The sequence below is a fragment of the Rickettsia endosymbiont of Ixodes pacificus genome (assembly GCF_000965155.1).
GTDB lineage: Bacteria > Pseudomonadota > Alphaproteobacteria > Rickettsiales > Rickettsiaceae > Rickettsia > Rickettsia tamurae.
This window is the reverse complement of sequence record NZ_LAOP01000001.1, coordinates 1,321,931-1,339,453: the sequence shown is the minus strand read 5'-3', so window position 1 is coordinate 1,339,453 and position 17,523 is coordinate 1,321,931. Positions and strand designations below refer to the sequence as shown.

Below are 17,523 nucleotides of genomic sequence, written 5' to 3'. Positions count from 1 at the left end.
GAAAGCGGGAATCCAGTCATTAAAAAATATAAACATACTAAATTTAAAAAATCAAAAGCTCAAATAATTTCGCTTTTTCCTGGATTCTTGCTTTCGCGGGAATGATATCGATTCTTAAGTTGGCCCCCATATGCTTTCGCAGGAATGACATAATTAGCTAGAAATGTCGATGAGCATTAAGATAAATATACTTCCTTATCTAAAGTATCTTCGCTGTTATCTATAATCATAGTAATTGTTGCATCGCCGGTAATATTGATAATAGTACGTAGCATATCAAGTATTCGGTCAATACCGGCAATAATTGCTACTCCCTCTATAGGTAAGTGAACCGAAGAAAGAACCATAGGAAGCATTATCAAAGAGGCACCGGGAATACCGGCACCGCCGATAGATCCAAGTGTTGAGGTGAGAATAATTACTAAATAGTCGTGAGGAGCAAGCGTTACTCCCATCATCTGAGCAAAAAATATGGTGGTAAGAGATAAATTTATAGCAAAGCCGTCCATATTAATTGACGCACCTATCGGAAGTACGAACGAAGTACTAGACTCTGAAATGCCAAGCTTTTCACGACAAACTTGCATAGTAGTTGCAAGAGTCGCCTTACTACTTGAAGTAGAAAAAGCAAGTATCTGATACTCAAAACTTTTCTTATAAAAAGGTATAGGGGAAACACGGCAGAATACATATATAAGTAAGCCAAAAACTAAATATTGGAATGTCATTGCCACAACTACCGCTACAATAAGTTTCGATAAACTAATCATTATCTCAACTCCCTGCATGCCTACAATCCAGCCTGTTAAAGCAAAAGCACCGTAAGGGGATAATTGAATAACAAACGATATTATTTTTAATATTAATTTTGACATTACATGAATTAAATCAGTAACAGGTTCACCGATAGATTTCATTTTGTTTAAGGTAATCCCAACAAAAATAGCAAAAAATACAACTTGCAAGACATCACCGTTTGCAAAAGCCCCAACAGCATTATCAGGGACGATATTTACAAAAAAATCAATTATATTAAATGAAGTTCTACTTGTCGTTTCTGAAGAGGTAAAATCTATATGTATGCCTACTCCCGGCTTTAATACTAAGGCAACAGTAAGTCCAAAAACCGTGGCAAAAAAAGTAGTACCTAAAAAAGCGGCTACCGCTTTCATTCCTACTCTACCAAGGGCAGAAGTATCATTCATACTAGTGATACCGGAAACCAAACTGAAGAAAATTAAAGGGGTAATGATCATTTTTATCAAACGTAAGAAAATGTCACCGATAGGTTTAATATAATTAACATATTGTGGTAAGTATATACCAAATATAATACCTAAGATTAACCCTAAGGTAACTTTTTGCCATAATTTCATAATTTACTTACTTAATTTTAAATTTGTTCAACTATAAGTTTATTTACTATTTTGGTCAATCCATTCTAAGTACTTTTGAAAGCAATAGTCAATATTTATTTTTATTATTTGCGGTAATTCATAATTATGAATTTCAAGGAGTTTATTTTCAATTTCGTTATAATTAGAAGATTTTGCTTTAATTACAAGTCTATATTCGCTTTCTAAAGTTACTCTACCATCCCATCTAAAGTAACTTTTAACATCGTCAATTTGAATGCAGGCAGCAAGATTTAATTCTAACAAAACAGATGCTATTTTTTCGGCAATTTGCAAATCATTAGTAGTAGTTAAAATTAAACAGTAATCTTGCATGCCTAAACCTCAACAAAACAATTCAGCGTTTCATATAGTTTGAGGCTCGCTATGAAGAAGTTTTGACTGACGAAAAGTTTAGGAAAAATTTCATTCTTTAAATGCGTCGCTATATTTTCTGCAGTTGGGTTATTTTGCATATAATATATTTTTTGACCGGTACAATTTTCTATTTGCTGTCCCATTTCCTTATCGTCTTGATTTAGGATTAAGCTATGATCAAAATTTTCATCAATCCATTTTTTAGCTAAATCCTTAATTAAACCAAAATCGATTACCATACCAAGTTTATCGGTTTCGTTTGTGGCTATAGTTATCTCAAGAATATAGCGATGACCGTGCAGGAATTGACATTTATTTTGATGTCCTATAATTCTATGTCCTGCATCGAACTCAATACGACGAGTACATTTTATCATTATTATATACTTCCTTTCCCGATTGTCATGCCGTGGCTTGACCACGGCATGACAATTTTTTACAAATTTAACAATAACTTCTCAGGATTTTCAATGAGTTGCTTAATTTTTACCAAGAACGATACTCCTTCTTTCCCGTCAATTATGCGATGATCGTAAGATAAAGCTATGTACATCATCGGACGTATTTCAATTTTACCGTCTATAACTACGGCTCTTTCCTCGGTTTTATGTAAGCCTAGAATACCTGATTGAGGAGGATTAATAATCGGTGTAGATAATAATGAGCCATATACACCACCGTTAGAAATCGAGAATGTGCCGCCTGACAAATCAGCCATAGAAAGCTTACCCTCACGAGCTTTTTTAGCCAAAATTTCTATAGCTTTCTCTACTTCGGCAAATCCCATTTTATCGGCATCCCTAACAACCGGTACGACAAGTCCTTGCTCTGTTCCGACAGCTACACCTATATCATAGTAATTTTTATATACTAAATCATCGCCGTCTATTTCAGCATTTACCGACGGAATAAGCTTTAAAGCTTCTATAGTTGCTTTAACAAAAAACGACATAAAGCCAAGTTTCACAGAGTGCTTTTTCTCAAACTCTTCTTTATATTGATTACGCAAGGCAATTACTTTTGACATATCGATTTCATTAAAAGTAGTCAAAATAGCTGCCGTATTTTGTGAATCTTTTAAACGCTGTGCAATAGTTTTACGCAAGCGTGACATACGAACACGCTGTACTCTTTCTTCATTAGATTTACTTATTGCAGGAGCAGAAGTAGCCGTAGGCGGAGTGTTTATTGTTTCAAGCACGTCACCTTTGGTAATTCTACCGTCTCTACCTGTTCCTTTTATATTATTGGGGTCAAGCTTATTTTCGGTAACTAATTTTTGTACAGAAGGAGCAAGAGTATTATTAGCCACGGCAGGTTTTTCTACAGGCTTTTCTGAAGTAGGTTGCGTAACTGCTTGAGCTTTAGCAGATTCATTATTAGTACCGGCAGTATTTGCAGCTGCCCCTTCATTTATTTCGCCTATTTCTTCGCCAACTGCTACATTTGCACCGTCAGTTTTCGATATTTTACCTATAGTACCGTTGCAAGGAGCATTAACTTCTAAAGTCACTTTTTCGGTTTCGATTTCTAACAGTAATTCATCGGTTTTAACCGAATCGCCTTTTTTCTTATACCATTTTGCAATAGTTGCTTCCGTTACGGACTCCCCAAGCGACGGTACTATAATTTTAACGCTCATAATTTATTTTACTCCTAAAAATACGATTCCTATGTCATTCCCGCGTAGGCGGGAATCTAGAATTTGCTTTGTCATCCCGTGGCTACGACCACGGGATCTTGTATCACAGACTATATCCTAAGATACCGCGATCAAGTCGCGGTATGACACTAAATGTTACTGGATTCCTGCCTATGCGGGAATGACATTAAGAACCACAATATTCACACCTTTAGTGCTTCCCTTAATAGCTTCTCTTGCTGTTTATTATGTGCTTGCAGCGAACCTACTGCCGGAGAGGCTGATTCCTCTCTACCTACATATTTAAATTCGTTATTAATTCCTGCTTCTTTTAAAGCATCGTTTAAGTGAGAAAATATATAACGCCAAGCTCCCATATTCTTCGGTTCTTCCTGACACCAAATAAATTCCTGCGTCCTATTATATTTTTTTAATAGCGATGCTACAAGTTTTTTTTCAAAAGGGTATAATTGCTCAAGCCTAATAATCGCTATATTACTGTTATTGCCACGCATTTCAAATAGATCGTAATACACCTTACCGCTACATAAAACTATTTTAGTAATATTGTTTGTATCTACTTTAGTTACTTCATCTAAAACCGGTAAGAAAGTAGTATTTTCACCTAGCTCGTCAAGTTTAGATACGGCATATTTATGACGTAATAATGATTTCGGTGACATTACGATTAACGGTTTACGGGTATCATCAAGTATTTGGCGACGTAGCAGATGGAAAATCGAAGCAGGGGTAGTAGGGTATGTAATATACATATTATCCTCAGCCGCCAGCTGTAAGAACCTCTCAAGTCTTGCCGAACTATGCTCTGGTCCTTGTCCCTCAAATGCATGAGGTAACAAAACCACAAGCGCGCTCATACGAAGCCATTTAGTTTCGCTGCTTGAAATAAACTGGTCAAAAATAATCTGAGCTCCATTAGCAAAATCACCGAATTGTGCTTCCCATAAAACTAAATTTTTTGGGTTTGCGAGTGAATAACCATACTCGAAACCAAGCACCGCATATTCAGATAAATTACTATCGGCTACCTCGTATTTTGCTTGTTCTTTAGATAAATTATTTAGAGGTATATAGGTAGTATCATCAATTTGGTTGTGCAATACTGAATGACGATGCGAGAAAGTACCGCGTCCCGAATCTTGTCCGGTTAGCCTTATATTTGTGCCTGAAGCAAGCAAGCTTGCAAAAGCTAGCTGCTCTGCCGTCGCCCAATCAATAGGTTGATCAGCTGTTAGAGTGGCTTTTCGAGCTTCAAATAGTTTTACAAGTTTTGGATTAGCAGCAAAATCTTTCGGTATTTCACATAGTTTAGTTCCTAAATCTTGTAATGTTTTTTTACCGACGCCCGTTATTGCAGCTTGTGTACGAGTACGAGAAATACCTTGCCATAACCCGCCTAAGAAATGTGCTTCTTGCTTATAACTTTTTGCCTGCTCATATTCCTTATCTAGTTTTGCTTTAAATTCTTCTTTTAACTTAGCAAAATAATTATTATCAATTATACCGCTTTTTACTAACTCATTTGCGTAAATATTTCCAGGGGTCGGTTTGCTTTTAATAATGTTATACATCTTGCCTTGAGTATACATCGGCTCATCGCCCTCATTATGCCCGTATTTACGGTAACAAATAATTTCTACTACAACATCCTTGCCGAATTTCTGCCTGTATTCTACCGCAATATTGGTGGCTTTTAACACTGCTTCTATATCATCACCGTTAACATGTAAAATTGGGGCAGCTATGATTTTAGCAAATTCCGTAGAATATCTACTAGCTCTAGTATCTGCAGCATTAGCTGTAAAACCTAACTGATTGTTAATGACGAAATGCAATATTCCACCGATATCATAAGCAGTGAGTGGTGACATTGATAGACTCTCGGCAACTACGCCCTGACCGCAAAAAGCAGCATCGCCATGCACTAAAATAGCTTTGACTTTGCTGCGTTTAGTATCTCCAAGAATATCTTGCTTTGCTCTTACTTTTCCTGCAACTATAGGATTTACCGCTTCTAAATGTGAAGGGTTATCGGCTAGTGACAAGTGTATTTTCTTATCCTCTATAGTTCTATCGGACGAATAGCCTAAATGGTATTTTACATCGCCTGAAACATTTAATTCATCAGGAAATACGCTACCGCTTATGAAACCGGCAATAACGGTTTTATAAGGTTTGCCGACTACTTTAGTCAGAGTATTTAGCCTCCCTCGGTGGGCCATACCGATGACAACTTCTTCAACGCCTTGATGCATAGATAAATCTATAGCTTTACTCATGGCAACTATAGAAGCGTCTCCGCCCTCAACGGAAAAACGCTTAGCACCAGGGAATTTAGTATGTAGATACTGCTCAAACCCTTCTACTTCTACTAAATCATTTAGGATAGTTTTTTTGTCTTCAGAAGAAAATGTAATTTTGCTTTCTAGCTTATTATATAACCAGTTTTTTTCTTCTATATTTTCTATTTGTTCAAATTCAACACCGATGGAGCCTGTATAAACTTTATCGAGCTTGGTAACTAATTCAGATAATTTACAGTTCCAAGTACCGACAAATTCATCCGTAATATTGATATTTTCTTCTAGCTGACCGCTATCAAGACCAAAAGTTTCTATATTAAGCTTTAAATCATTTTTTGTTTTACGTAGCTCAAGACCAAGCGGATCAAGATTCGCTAAATAGTGAGCATGCTTGCGATAAGCATTGATCATTTCCTTAGCTTTTAAACTATTTAAGTCTTCAGAAGATGAATTATTATTTAATGATTCTTTTTTTATTTCATCAGGGATAATTATTTTTGCCGTACTTTTATTGAGTAAAGTATTATTATCCTTAATGCCGACAAAAAATTCTTGCCAAGTTTGATCAACCGAGGCAGGGTTGGCTAGATATTGCCTATATAGCTCTTCAACAAAAACAGCATTCCCGCCAAATAAATAACCTGTTTTTTTTAAGTCTTCTTCCATATTATTGTTTGTATTGTTTGATTTTTTTGTTCCGGTGTCATACCGTGGCTTGACCACGGTATCCAGAAAAACAATTTAAAATACTAATAATTATTAGTATTTTTACTGGATCCCCGTCTACGCTGGGATGACATCGAGTAGGTTTTGCCGATCCATGCAACAACGCCAATTGCCTGCTCGCAATGACGATTTATTACTATAAATACTTCCCTTCTAAATATCTTATATACACCTCAGGGTTAATTTTTTCCTCACCGCTAGCACTTTTTAATAAATCGGCTGAATTTTTTAACGAACCGAGATTTCTAAAATTCTTATTTAGATTACTAAAATCACCCTTTAATATATCATCATCATTGATGCGATAATTGCACCGTTTGTATAGGCAGGAAAGTAACCGAAATTTCCGTGTGACCAGTGAATATCTTGAAGACGGCCGTTACTAAAACTTACCGGTTTAACGCCTAAATATTCTTGCATCTTACTATCCCAAAAGCTTGGTAACTCATCGAGATTCAAGTCACCCTTGATAAGCATTTCCTCTATCTCAAAACGTAATATTACATGCATCGGATAAGTTACTTCATCTGCATCTACTCTTATAAAATCAGGCGTAACTCTTGTAATTTTTCTATATAAACTTTCCGCTGAATATTCTTCGCTTTTAAAAGCAAATTCGTCTCGAAGTAGTTTAGCTAAAAATTCCGTAAATTCTCTTGATCTACCTACTTGCATTTCCATAAATAAAGATTGGCTTTCGAAGGCCTTTAGCAAGCCCAACCGGCTGCCCTTTATACATTTCCGGTAGATTCTGCTCATATAAAGCATGTCCTATTTCGTGAGTAATTCCCATTAAACCGCTTATGAAATTATCTTTATCATATCTAGTAGTTAAACGTATATAGTTTGGCGTTCCGCCGCAAAAAGGATGAGTCGATTCGTCTAATCGTCCTTTTGTTAGATCAAACTGCATAATTTCCATAATGCGTTTTCCGATACGCTTTTGCATTTCAGGAGCTAGTTCGCTGTTCTTTACTAGTTCTTTCTCGCTTTTCTGTTTTTCTAAAACTTTATTTATGAGCTGCGGGAGTTCTTTTTTAAGTACTGAAAAAACTTGTTTGATCTCGCTACTTTTCCTGCTTGGATCAAACATATCTATTAATGAGTCGTTATAATCCGCAATTAAAAACATCTGCTCGTACTTTAGCAACTTCTTTCGTATAATCTAAAACTTTTTGTAAGTGTGGTTTGAATAAATTATAGTCGTTATTTTTTCTTGCTTCTCGCCAAACAAGTTCAGTTTTAGTAGTAGCGGCTACCAATTTCTTTTGTAGCTGCTCGTCAATACAATTTGCATCTGTTATTTTTCTCTCAATCTCTCTAATATTACCATTCTGCCATTCATCAAGGTTCTTTGATTCTTCTTTTGCCTTGCTAAGTAACTCTTTTAGCATGGGAGATTTGAGCATAGAATGAACTAGTGACGTTGCTGCGACTTTCTCCTGAACCTATAGGCATATTTACGGCAACATCCCAGTATAATATGCTTAAGATATTATTAAAATGTGAGATGGTCTGAAGCTCATTTTCTAATTTTGTATAGTTGTTCATATGTTCCTTGTTTTTTGTCATTGCGAGGAGACGCCATAAGCGTCGACGAAGCAATCTCGGGTAAATTCCTGAGATTGCCACGCTCCTTTCAGTCGCTCGCAATGACGTTCATTACAAATGCAACAACTCCTTTGCTGCTTTTAAACTTGCCTCGGTGATTGTTTTACCTGAAATCATGCGGGCGAGTTCCTCTTGCCTTTCAGCTAAATTTAAAGCTTTTACCGTTACTTTTGTTTCTTTATCTAGCTGTGTTTTCTCGACTTTTATATGCAAATCTGCCTTACCTGCCACTTTTGAGGCTGGTGCGTAATAACTATTACTTGAGTAACGCTACTAAGTTTTTTTAATCGCTCATCTACTTTATCTGCGACCTCTCCGCCAATCCCGACATCTATTTCATCAAATATAATAGATGGTTTTACCGTTTTATCAAACAAAGAAGTTTTTAAAGCAAGCATGAACCTTGATAATTCACCGCCGGAAGCGATTTTATTGATTGCTGTAGCTAGCGTTCCAGGATTGGTAGAAGCCTTAAACACAATATCATCATTACTGCCGGCTGTCGGCTCTTTTCTAGTTTCTATCTCAATCTCAAAAATTGCTTTCGCCATTTTAAGCTGTTTTAGCTCCTGATGCAACGATTCTTCTAAGTGTTTTGCAGCAATAAGACGCTTTGCAGATAAATCACTCGCCAGTTCATAATATTTTTTCTGCAATAGCACTTCTTGAGCTTTTAACTCATTGCTATTTGCTATTTTATTTTTTAATATACCGAGCTGCTCTAAAGATTTATCTAAAAATACCCCTAATTCATCAGCGGGAACATTATATTTACGGCTAATAGCTTTTATTAAAAATAATCTTTCTTCTGTTTCTTCGAGATTATATTCCTCGTAATTAAAACTATCTAACAGATTTGATAATTCTTGACGTGCTTCTTCTAGATTATTATAGGCTTCTTCTAAGCTTGTAGCGATAGCTTCAAAACGCTCATTATCGCCTTGCCTTGCTAATAATTTCTCTGCTCTATTAATCGATGTATTTATTTCGGGATTATTAATCTGTTCTAGAATATCTTTTATTAACTGTAAATCCTTATCTTTATTTTGCAAATCTTTTCGTATATTTGCTAATTTTTCTTCTTCGCCTATTTGAATGTTCAGCTTAATTAATTCTTCCGTTGCAAAGCTCAAATAATCGATTTCTTGGTCTATAGAATTTTGCTTAAGTGTTATTTCGGCAATTTCTTTCCGAGTATTTTGCCAAGTCTGATAACATTTAGAAAGTTCGGCTCGGAAGTCCAAAAGATTTCCGTAACTATCTAAAATATCACGCTGCGTATTTGCTTCTAGAAGAGAAATATTATTATTTTGCCCATGAAGTTCAAATAAGTAAGTAGCTAATTGCTGCATTATAGCCTTATTAACTACTTGATTATTAATGAAAAAATTTTTCCGTCCTTCGGCTTTTTGCAAACACTTTATAAGTAAGCAATAACTCTTCAGGCTCAATAAAATTTTGGATCAGAAAATTTTTTATTCTTCATTTAAAGAGAATATTATATTAACAACAGCGTAATCTTTTCCACGCTTTATTATATTATTTGAAGTTTTATAACCTAGGCAAAATAAAATAGCATCAAGTAAAATAGATTTGCCGGCTCCTGTCTCACCGGTAATAACGCATAAACCTTTATTAAACTCAATTTCCAGCTCGTCTATCAGAATGAAGTTTTTAACTGAAAGACTATGGAACATAGATTTCCTGATTTAGTATCCCTTAACTAGTCTATATGCATAACTATACCATTGACTATCAGGATAGTTGTAACCTAGCACCGAGGCATATTTTTTTGCTTCATCCGGAAGTCCAAGCATCATATAGCTTTCGACTAAACGGTAAAGAGCTTCTACCGAGTGAGAAGTAGTTTGATAATTATCAATTACCTCTTCAAATCTATTAATAGCTGCCATTGGGTTCTTTTTCTTTAAGTAAAACCGACCTACCATCATCTCTTTACCTGCTAAATGATCGTTTACTAGGTCGATTTTTAAAGATGAATCAATAGCATATTTAGTATTTGGGAATTTTGCTATTACGTCTTCAAAACTATCTTTAGCTAGGAAAGTTCTAGATTGATCATGATTTACGTCTGAAATTAACATATAATATGATAATGCTTTAAGGTAATATGCATAAGCAATGTCAACATTTGCAGGATGCAAATTAATGAACATATCAAGCACATCAACCGCTTCTTCATATTGAGCGGCGAGGAATAAAGAATAAGCCTGCATCAATTCGGCTTGCGGCGTCATTTCATTACCTGGATGTTGGTAAAATACTCTTCCGAATTCTTCCGCAGCTTTCTTATATTTTTTCTTTTCTAACAAAGTAACACCTTCGTTATAAAGAGTAGGAATAGGAACTACTATGTCATCACTGTTTTTTTTGCTTTTACATCCGCTGAAAACTAACCCTATAACTAAAAGGGTACTCAATAATTTTGTTAATTTCATAAGAACTTAAATTCAGTTAATAACTAAATATACATATAGGTTTACAGAATTTCAAGGATTCAATTTAAAATCTCACAAACTTATAAATTCTTGGACTTATTTCTCTACCCAGTGTCCTTTATCATTTTTGTGGTATTTTTTTTCAACGGCTGACCATGCTACTTTATGTGCAACTGTCTCTCTAGAGTCGTTTTCACGTCTTTTATCGGCATCCTTATATTGCTCAAATGCATGATTAAAAGCTTCACGATAAATATCCTTGGCATGGCTTGGAAGATGATTTTTGACTGAATCAGGTAAATCGTTATTATTTTTATAAGGCATAAAAACCTCCGGTAATATTGATTATTTAACGTCATTGCGAGGAAAAACTATAAGTTTTGACGAGGCAATCTCAGGAGTTTGTTATTATTTCATGAGATTGCCACGCAGCCTATGGCTGCTCGCAATGACGACTCGGTATTCACGACCATAAGCTTTTCATTTTGTTAAAAAAGCTGCCGTCGTTTTCTTTTTCATTTATAGATTCTTTTTTGAATTCTTCTAGTAATTCACGTTGTCTTTTAGATAAATTTTTAGGTACTTCGACATGAATATGCGTAAGCATATCACCCCTAATAGTTGATCTCATTTTAGACATACCTTTGCTGCGTAGCCTTAATTGATCACCGTTTTGTGTGCCTGCAGGAATTGTTAAGTTTACTTTTCCGCCTTCAATTACCGGTACTTCTATCTCTCCTCCAAGAGCGGCATTCACAAAACTAATAGGTAGTTTACAATGTAGATTTGCTCCGTCTACTTTATAAATATCATGTGGTTTTATTGCTATATCAACGTATAAATCACCGCTATTACCGCCTCTAATACCTGCTTCCCCTTCTCCGGTATGTCTTATTCTAGTACCGTTTTCAACACCGGCAGGAATATTTACCGATAAATTTCGTTGTTTATGATAACGTCCCATGCCATGACATTTCTTGCAAGGATTTTTTATAATTTGTCCATTACCTTGGCATTTATGACAAGCTTGTTCGATCGTAAAGAATCCTTGCTGAATTCTAGTCGCTCCAACACCGCCGCAAGCATCGCAAGTAGTTATGGTTTCACCTTTTTCAGAACCGCTACCGTGACAAGTATCGCATTTTACTTCGCTAGAAAAGCTAATATTTTTTTCTATACCGTGAAATGCTTCCTCTAGGTTAATTGTCAGATCATATTTTAAATCCGAGCCTCTAACTTTAGCTGAAGTTGGGCGTGATGATCTTCTGCTGCCTCCCATAAAGTCGCTAAAGAAGTCACCGAATATATCGTTAATATCAGGATGAAAACCGCCATGATTTCCTCCTCCTCGTGATTGTTGGTTTTGAAAATTATCATGCCCAAAGCGGTCATAAGCGGCTCTTTTCTGTTCGTCTTTTAAGACATCATAAGCAGCATTTATTTCTTTAAATTTCTTTTCAGCATCTTTAGCGGTAGTAGTATCAGGGTGATATCGCTTGGCTAGTTTGAGGTAGGCTTTTTTAAGGTCAGCTTGGCTAGCTGTTTTACTAACGCCTAGTATTTGGTAATAATCTTGTGACATGAAATTATGTTATATGTTTGTTTTATATGACGATGTCATGCCGTGACTTGACCACGGCATCCAGTGAAAACATAAAATGTACACTTTAAGTTGTTTTCTGGACCCCGTGGTCAAGCCCACGGGGTGACAATTATTACTTCTTCTCTACATCTTGAAAGTCGGCATCTACTATTTTTTCATCATTAGCGGCACTTTCTTCAGCAGGTTGGCTCTCGCTTTGTGCTTTATACATCGCTTCACCGATTTTCATGCTAGCTGCAGTTAAGCTTTCGGTCTTTTCTTTAATCAAAGCAGCATCTTCTGACTCAAGAACGGCTTTTAAAGTAGCTAGTGCTTCTTCAACAGCTCCTTTATCGTCTGATGATAATTTATCGCCATACTTTGTAAGAGTTTTTTCAGTAGAATAAACTAAACTATCGGCAGCATTTTTTGCTTCAATAAGTTCCTTACGCTTTTTGTCTTCATCGGCATTCTGCTCGGCATCTTTAACCATTTGTTCAATTTCCGCATCGCTAAGACCGCCGGAAGCTTGAATAGTTACTTTCTGCTCTTTACCGCTTGCTTTATCTTTAGCCGAAACATGCACTATTCCGTTAGCATCAATGTCAAACGTTACTTCTATTTGCGGCAAACCTCTTGGTGCAGGAGGTATACCTTCGAGATTAAACTGACCAAGTAATTTATTATCTTTTGCCATTTCACGTTCACCTTGGAATACTCTAATAGTTACGGCATGCTGATTATCGTCAGCAGTTGAGAATACCTGACTTTTCTTAGTAGGTATAGTAGTATTACGATCGATTAATCTTGTAAATACGCCACCAAGAGTTTCAATGCCAAGGGATAGAGGCGTAACGTCTAATAATAATATATCCGTTACTTCTTTATTAAGTACTCCGCCTTGAATAGCAGCACCGAGAGCTACAACCTCATCAGGATTTACGCCTTTATGCGGCTCACGTCCGAAGAATTTTTTTACGGCTTCTTGTACTTTTGGCATTCTAGTCATACCGCCGACTAATACTACTTCTTGAATATCAGAAGCTTTAAAACCTGCATCCTGTAGTGCTTTACGGCAAGGCTCAATAGTTTTCTCAATTAAATCATCTACTAATTTTTCAAGTTCTGCTCTAGTAAATTTAATATTTAAATGTTTCGGTCCTGTGCTATCAGCCGTAATATAAGGTAAATTAATATCGGTAGTTACTGCAGAAGATAGCTCTTTCTTAGCTTTTTCTGCTGCTTCTTTCAAACGCTGAAGTGCTAAAGGATCTTTACTTAAATCTATACCGTTTTCTTTTTTGAATACATCTATTAAATGGTTTAATATTCTTGTATCGAAATCTTCACCACCAAGGAATGTATCGCCGTTTGTTGATTTCACTTCAAAAACACCATCAGCGATCTCAAGAATTGAAACATCGAATGTTCCGCCGCCAAGATCATATACTGCAATAGTTTTACTTGCCGATTTCTCGAAACCGTAAGCAAGAGCTGCAGCAGTCGGCTCGTTGATTATTCTAAGGACCTCAAGACCTGCTATTTTACCGGCATCTTTCGTTGCTTGACGCTGTGCATCATCAAAATAAGCAGGTACGGTAATTACTGCTTGTGTTACTTTTTCCCCTAAATAACTCTCGGCAGTTTCTTTCATTTTTTGTAAAATGAATGCACTAATTTGGCTTGGTGAATATTTATTGTTATCAGCTTCAACCCATGCATCATTATTATCGGCCTTGACTATTTTATACGGTACAATACCTTGGTCTTTTTCAACCATGGGGTCAACAAACTTTCTACCGATTAGTCGTTTTACTGCATATACGGTATTGCGAGGGTTAGTTACTGCTTGCCTCTTAGCTGATTGCCCGACTAATTTTTCGCCGTTTGCAAAAGCTATTATTGACGGCGTAGTTCTCTCACCTTCTGTATTTTCTATTACTTTCGGTTCTTTACCTTCCATGACTGCAACACAAGAATTGGTAGTTCCAAGGTCGATACCTATTACTTTTTCCATAAGATTCCTCGTTTTCTTTATTTTATTTTTGTTTATTATTAGTGTTGTAGTCTGTATGTCATTCCCGCCTACGCGGGAATGACATACAGACTACAAATCCTTTAATTATTGTGCTATGACTTTTTATTTGATATAGTGCGGCTTAAATGATTTTACAAGAGGTGAACATGAAAAAACTACCGATTTTACTAAAACTTTTATTTATTATTAATTTAGTTTTCCAGAATAATATAGTTTTTTCATCTTCTGAAACAAGCAGTGCTATATTTGAAAAAGCGAGGAAAGCAATCGTAACAATTGATACTAGAATTGCCGTATCGGCATATGATGATACAAGTAGTTGGACAGGAACGGGATTTATTAACGATAAGAACAACGGTTATATAATTACTAATACTCATGTTGTCGGCGGTGCGTCTATCGGAACTTATTTTGTTACTTTTTATAATGGGGAGCAGGCAGAAGCAAAGCTTATCTATTACGATATTTGGCAGGATTATGCCGTTCTAAAAGTAGAGAGCAAAGATATACCGGCATCGGCAACACAAATAGCTTTCTCAAACGAGCTTCCAAAATTAAATCAAAAGGTTTTCGTAGTCGGTAACACGGAAGCAAAAGGTTTTTCTTTCCATACCGGTTATTTGTCCGATCTTTATAATATTGAAGGTTTAATGCCACAATGTACTTATGTTATTAATTTAAATAGTACCGGCGGTGCTAGCGGTTCACCAGTGTTAAACGATAAGATTGAGGCTATAGGAGTATTATATGGTGGGGGTAAAACTCATTCTCTAGCACTGCACGGTGATTATGTAGCTCGTACTTTAGACAGTTTAAAGAATAATAAACAACCGAGCAGAAAACATATAGGAATAATAAGCGAGTTATATTCTTTAAATAAAGCAGTTAGACATCATAATTTCCCTAAAGAAGAAATGGACAAATATATAAATAAATTTCCTGATAGTAGAAATAGAGTGATAAGCGTTAAGGCAGTTCTAGCCGGTTCGCCTGCTGAAAAATCTTTAAAAGCCGGTGATATTATTTGGGCAGTTAATGATAAGGAACTCGGCGGTAATCTAGCATTATTTGATAGAGAAATGGATAATTTCAAAGGAATAGCTATTAAACTTACTATATTTCGTGACGGAAAAAAGCTAGAACAAGCAGTAGATTTATATGATGTGAACAATAATAAAATCGCTAAAATGATAAATTTCGGCGGTGCAGTATTTTTTGAAGCCGATGATTATTTTAGTAATAAATCAGGTATTCCGCTTAAAGCTCTAAGTATAGCTTCCGTTCAATCCGGTAGTAGCTTTAGCTCTATACCGACGTTTTTTACCAAAGATTATAAAAATGTTTATAGATTGCAAATTTTTGAGATGAAAGATTTGGCTTTGAGTAATCTTGACGATTTGGTGAAATTCTTACCTGCTATTACTAAAGAGAAATTTATAACGGTTAGATTTAAAAATTATCAACCTTACTATGCTAATTTTGGTTATAACGAACTCATCTCGTCACATGATAATATGATTGCGGATGTAACTTTGGATTCTATAGATACTAAGCCTTATATATTAAAGTATAATACTATTTCTCATGACTGGGATATGGAAAATATAAAACTTCAGTAACTAATCCATTGTGATAAATTAACAATTCTTATAGCTCAGAGTAGTTCGCCAACTAGGTCATTTTTGTGTGGATTGGTAAATATTCTTTATGTTATTCCTGCAAAAGCGAGAAAGCATTGTTGCGTGGATACATACCTAAGCCGTCATTGCGAGCAGCCGTAGGCTGTATGGCAATCCATAAAAATAATAAAAATTCTGTAAATCAGAATTTTTAACTGGATTGCTTCGTCAAAACTTACAGTTTTTCCTCGCAATGACAGAAAAAACGGTCCCTACTCAACACCTAAGAAACATAGCTAATTAACAATCCCTCCTAAAATAATTAATAATTTATAAATTTAGGAAAATTAATAACCAAAAAACCTAGCCCTTTAAATTTAAAAAAAGTAGAAGAAGTAAAAAAACAAGAAGCATTGATTCAAGAAGCAGATATTTTAGAATTTTTTACAGAAAATTATGAAAAATATGGTAATGATTTTCATACTCAGGATTCACTAACATCACCACGTTCAGATGATGATATAGAAGGGGATATTTCTAGAAAAGAAACTTCTTTAAAGGAATTGAAAGTATTAATAACTAAGAATAATCAAGATGAACTAAAGCATTTCTATTTGATAAAAATAATCAGTATATCTTATATGATGCGGTTGAGAGCGATGATGCAGAATTGGTTGAAACGATATTAAAACTTGCTAAACACTTAACTACTGTAACCTATAATGGTTCAACAGTCTTACATTCAGCAGCTAAATTGTCTAGCCAAGGGATCATTGATGCCTTACTAAGAGTGGCACCTCAACTAAAAGCTGTCCAAGATGCGGATAGTAAAAATCCATTCGATGACATACCATATGATTTGCAACATGAAATAAATACATATTTAGAATTATCAGGGGAAAGCTAGCCATATTTTGAGAAACCTAAGGCTTAACTTTTCTTATAAATAGTTTTAGAGGGAAAGATGCCATATGTTGTCTCCACACTACGGCAATGATATCAGAGTCATACAAACCTAGGATATTGTAAAGGTTTTAGTAGCAACTGATAAATTTAGAAGAATTAATGAGAAAACAAAAAATACCTACTTTACTTACATCAGATTTAAGTCAATATAAAACTCCAAGCCTAGATTCCCCCGATTCAGAGAGAGAAATGAAATCTGCATCGGTAAAGAGCGATATAGATGAGTTAGGAGAATTGTTTAAAGATAAGACAAAAGACGGTATAGCAATTTTTAATAGTGCATTAAAGATATGTATTGAAAATAATCCCACTGCCTTATTACACGAAGCGGCTGAACATGGTAAAAAAGAGTTAGTGGTAGCAATCTTAAAAGTAAATCGGGATTCTATAGATTCTACGACTCCTCAGGGTCTATCGGTATTACATTCGGCAATTGCAGGGGTTAATAATAAAGACGTTATTGAAATTCTATTACAGGCAAAACCTACTTTAGTAACACAATAAAGATGCTTCAGGTCTTACTCCATTAGATTATTCTACATATTATGGAAGTAGGGTAGAGATAGTAGAAATATTACAAGCTTACACTCGAGATGTTAAAGATCGAATTCCTATAGAATCATCAAAATACAATATAACACCGTGTAATAATTTGGAAGAAGATATGCACAAATATTTAGAAGATGATATGTCTATAATCGGAAAAAATAAGCATACAATAATGGAACTTGTATAAAAAATTTGTAAATTATTGGACAAGCATCTTCCTTGTAAATTTAACATA

At 35.3% G+C, this 17,523-nt stretch carries 13 protein-coding genes and 2 pseudogenes; 4 read left to right on the top strand and 11 right to left on the bottom strand.

Annotated features, from left to right (window positions below; all coding sequences use genetic code 11):
* Positions 1-176 precede the first annotated feature (176 nt).
* The 11 genes and pseudogenes from REIP_RS07120 to dnaK all read right to left on the bottom strand — a co-directional run bounded on the left by REIP_RS07120 (position 177) and on the right by dnaK (position 14,133).
* A complete protein-coding gene (locus REIP_RS07120) occupies positions 177-1,376 on the bottom strand; it encodes a dicarboxylate/amino acid:cation symporter (protein ID WP_045804163.1) in 1,200 nt (399 codons plus the stop codon).
* 39 nt (positions 1,377-1,415) lie between these two features.
* Complete coding sequence (gene cutA, locus REIP_RS07115) at positions 1,416-1,730, bottom strand: divalent-cation tolerance protein CutA (RefSeq protein ID WP_045804162.1); 315 nt, start codon at positions 1,728-1,730, stop codon at positions 1,416-1,418.
* Positions 1,731-1,732: 2 nt separating this feature from the next.
* Positions 1,733-2,149 (bottom strand): 6-pyruvoyl trahydropterin synthase family protein, encoded by a 417-nt coding sequence (locus tag REIP_RS07110; protein ID WP_045804161.1) that lies wholly within the window; start codon positions 2,147-2,149, stop codon positions 1,733-1,735.
* A 59-nt stretch (positions 2,150-2,208) separates the two neighbouring features.
* Positions 2,209-3,414 carry a 2-oxoglutarate dehydrogenase complex dihydrolipoyllysine-residue succinyltransferase gene (gene odhB / locus REIP_RS07105; protein WP_045804160.1) on the bottom strand — a complete coding sequence of 402 codons (1,206 nt, stop codon included), beginning with the start codon at positions 3,412-3,414 and terminating at the stop codon, positions 2,209-2,211.
* Positions 3,415-3,617: 203 nt separating this feature from the next.
* Entirely contained in the window at positions 3,618-6,404 is a 2,787-nt protein-coding gene (locus REIP_RS07100; RefSeq protein ID WP_045804159.1) for a 2-oxoglutarate dehydrogenase E1 component, read from the bottom strand.
* Between the two features lie 196 nt (positions 6,405-6,600).
* Positions 6,601-8,015: pseudogene (locus REIP_RS07095) on the bottom strand (carboxypeptidase M32).
* A 111-nt stretch (positions 8,016-8,126) separates the two neighbouring features.
* Positions 8,127-9,772, bottom strand: a pseudogene (gene recN, locus REIP_RS07090) (DNA repair protein RecN).
* 12 nt (positions 9,773-9,784) lie between these two features.
* A complete protein-coding gene (locus tag REIP_RS07085) occupies positions 9,785-10,534 on the bottom strand; it encodes an outer membrane protein assembly factor BamD (protein WP_023507598.1) in 750 nt (249 codons plus the stop codon).
* 96 nt (positions 10,535-10,630) lie between these two features.
* Complete coding sequence (locus REIP_RS07080) at positions 10,631-10,858, bottom strand: ChaB family protein (protein WP_045804158.1); 228 nt, start codon at positions 10,856-10,858, stop codon at positions 10,631-10,633.
* Between the two features lie 139 nt (positions 10,859-10,997).
* Positions 10,998-12,116 carry a molecular chaperone DnaJ gene (dnaJ, locus tag REIP_RS07075; protein WP_045804157.1) on the bottom strand — a complete coding sequence of 373 codons (1,119 nt, stop codon included), beginning with the start codon at positions 12,114-12,116 and terminating at the stop codon, positions 10,998-11,000.
* A gap of 133 nt (positions 12,117-12,249) precedes the next feature.
* Complete coding sequence (dnaK, locus tag REIP_RS07070; RefSeq protein ID WP_045804156.1) at positions 12,250-14,133, bottom strand: molecular chaperone DnaK; 1,884 nt, start codon at positions 14,131-14,133, stop codon at positions 12,250-12,252.
* A gap of 146 nt (positions 14,134-14,279) precedes the next feature.
* Between dnaK and REIP_RS07065 the strand changes: the two genes are divergently transcribed.
* The 4 genes from REIP_RS07065 to REIP_RS12840 all read left to right on the top strand — a co-directional run bounded on the left by REIP_RS07065 (position 14,280) and on the right by REIP_RS12840 (position 17,243).
* A complete protein-coding gene (locus tag REIP_RS07065; protein ID WP_045804155.1) occupies positions 14,280-15,773 on the top strand; it encodes a S1C family serine protease in 1,494 nt (497 codons plus the stop codon).
* A 413-nt stretch (positions 15,774-16,186) separates the two neighbouring features.
* On the top strand, positions 16,187-16,462 hold the full coding sequence (locus REIP_RS07060) for a hypothetical protein (protein ID WP_045804154.1): 276 nt from the start codon (positions 16,187-16,189) through the stop codon (positions 16,460-16,462).
* Positions 16,444-16,680, top strand: a complete 237-nt coding sequence (locus REIP_RS07055) for a hypothetical protein (RefSeq protein WP_045804153.1) — start codon at positions 16,444-16,446, stop codon at positions 16,678-16,680. The genes REIP_RS07060 and REIP_RS07055 overlap by 19 nt, the downstream gene beginning before the upstream one ends.
* Before the next feature lie 158 nt (positions 16,681-16,838).
* Positions 16,839-17,243 carry an ankyrin repeat domain-containing protein gene (locus REIP_RS12840; protein WP_045804152.1) on the top strand — a complete coding sequence of 135 codons (405 nt, stop codon included), beginning with the start codon at positions 16,839-16,841 and terminating at the stop codon, positions 17,241-17,243.
* Positions 17,244-17,523 lie beyond the last annotated feature (280 nt).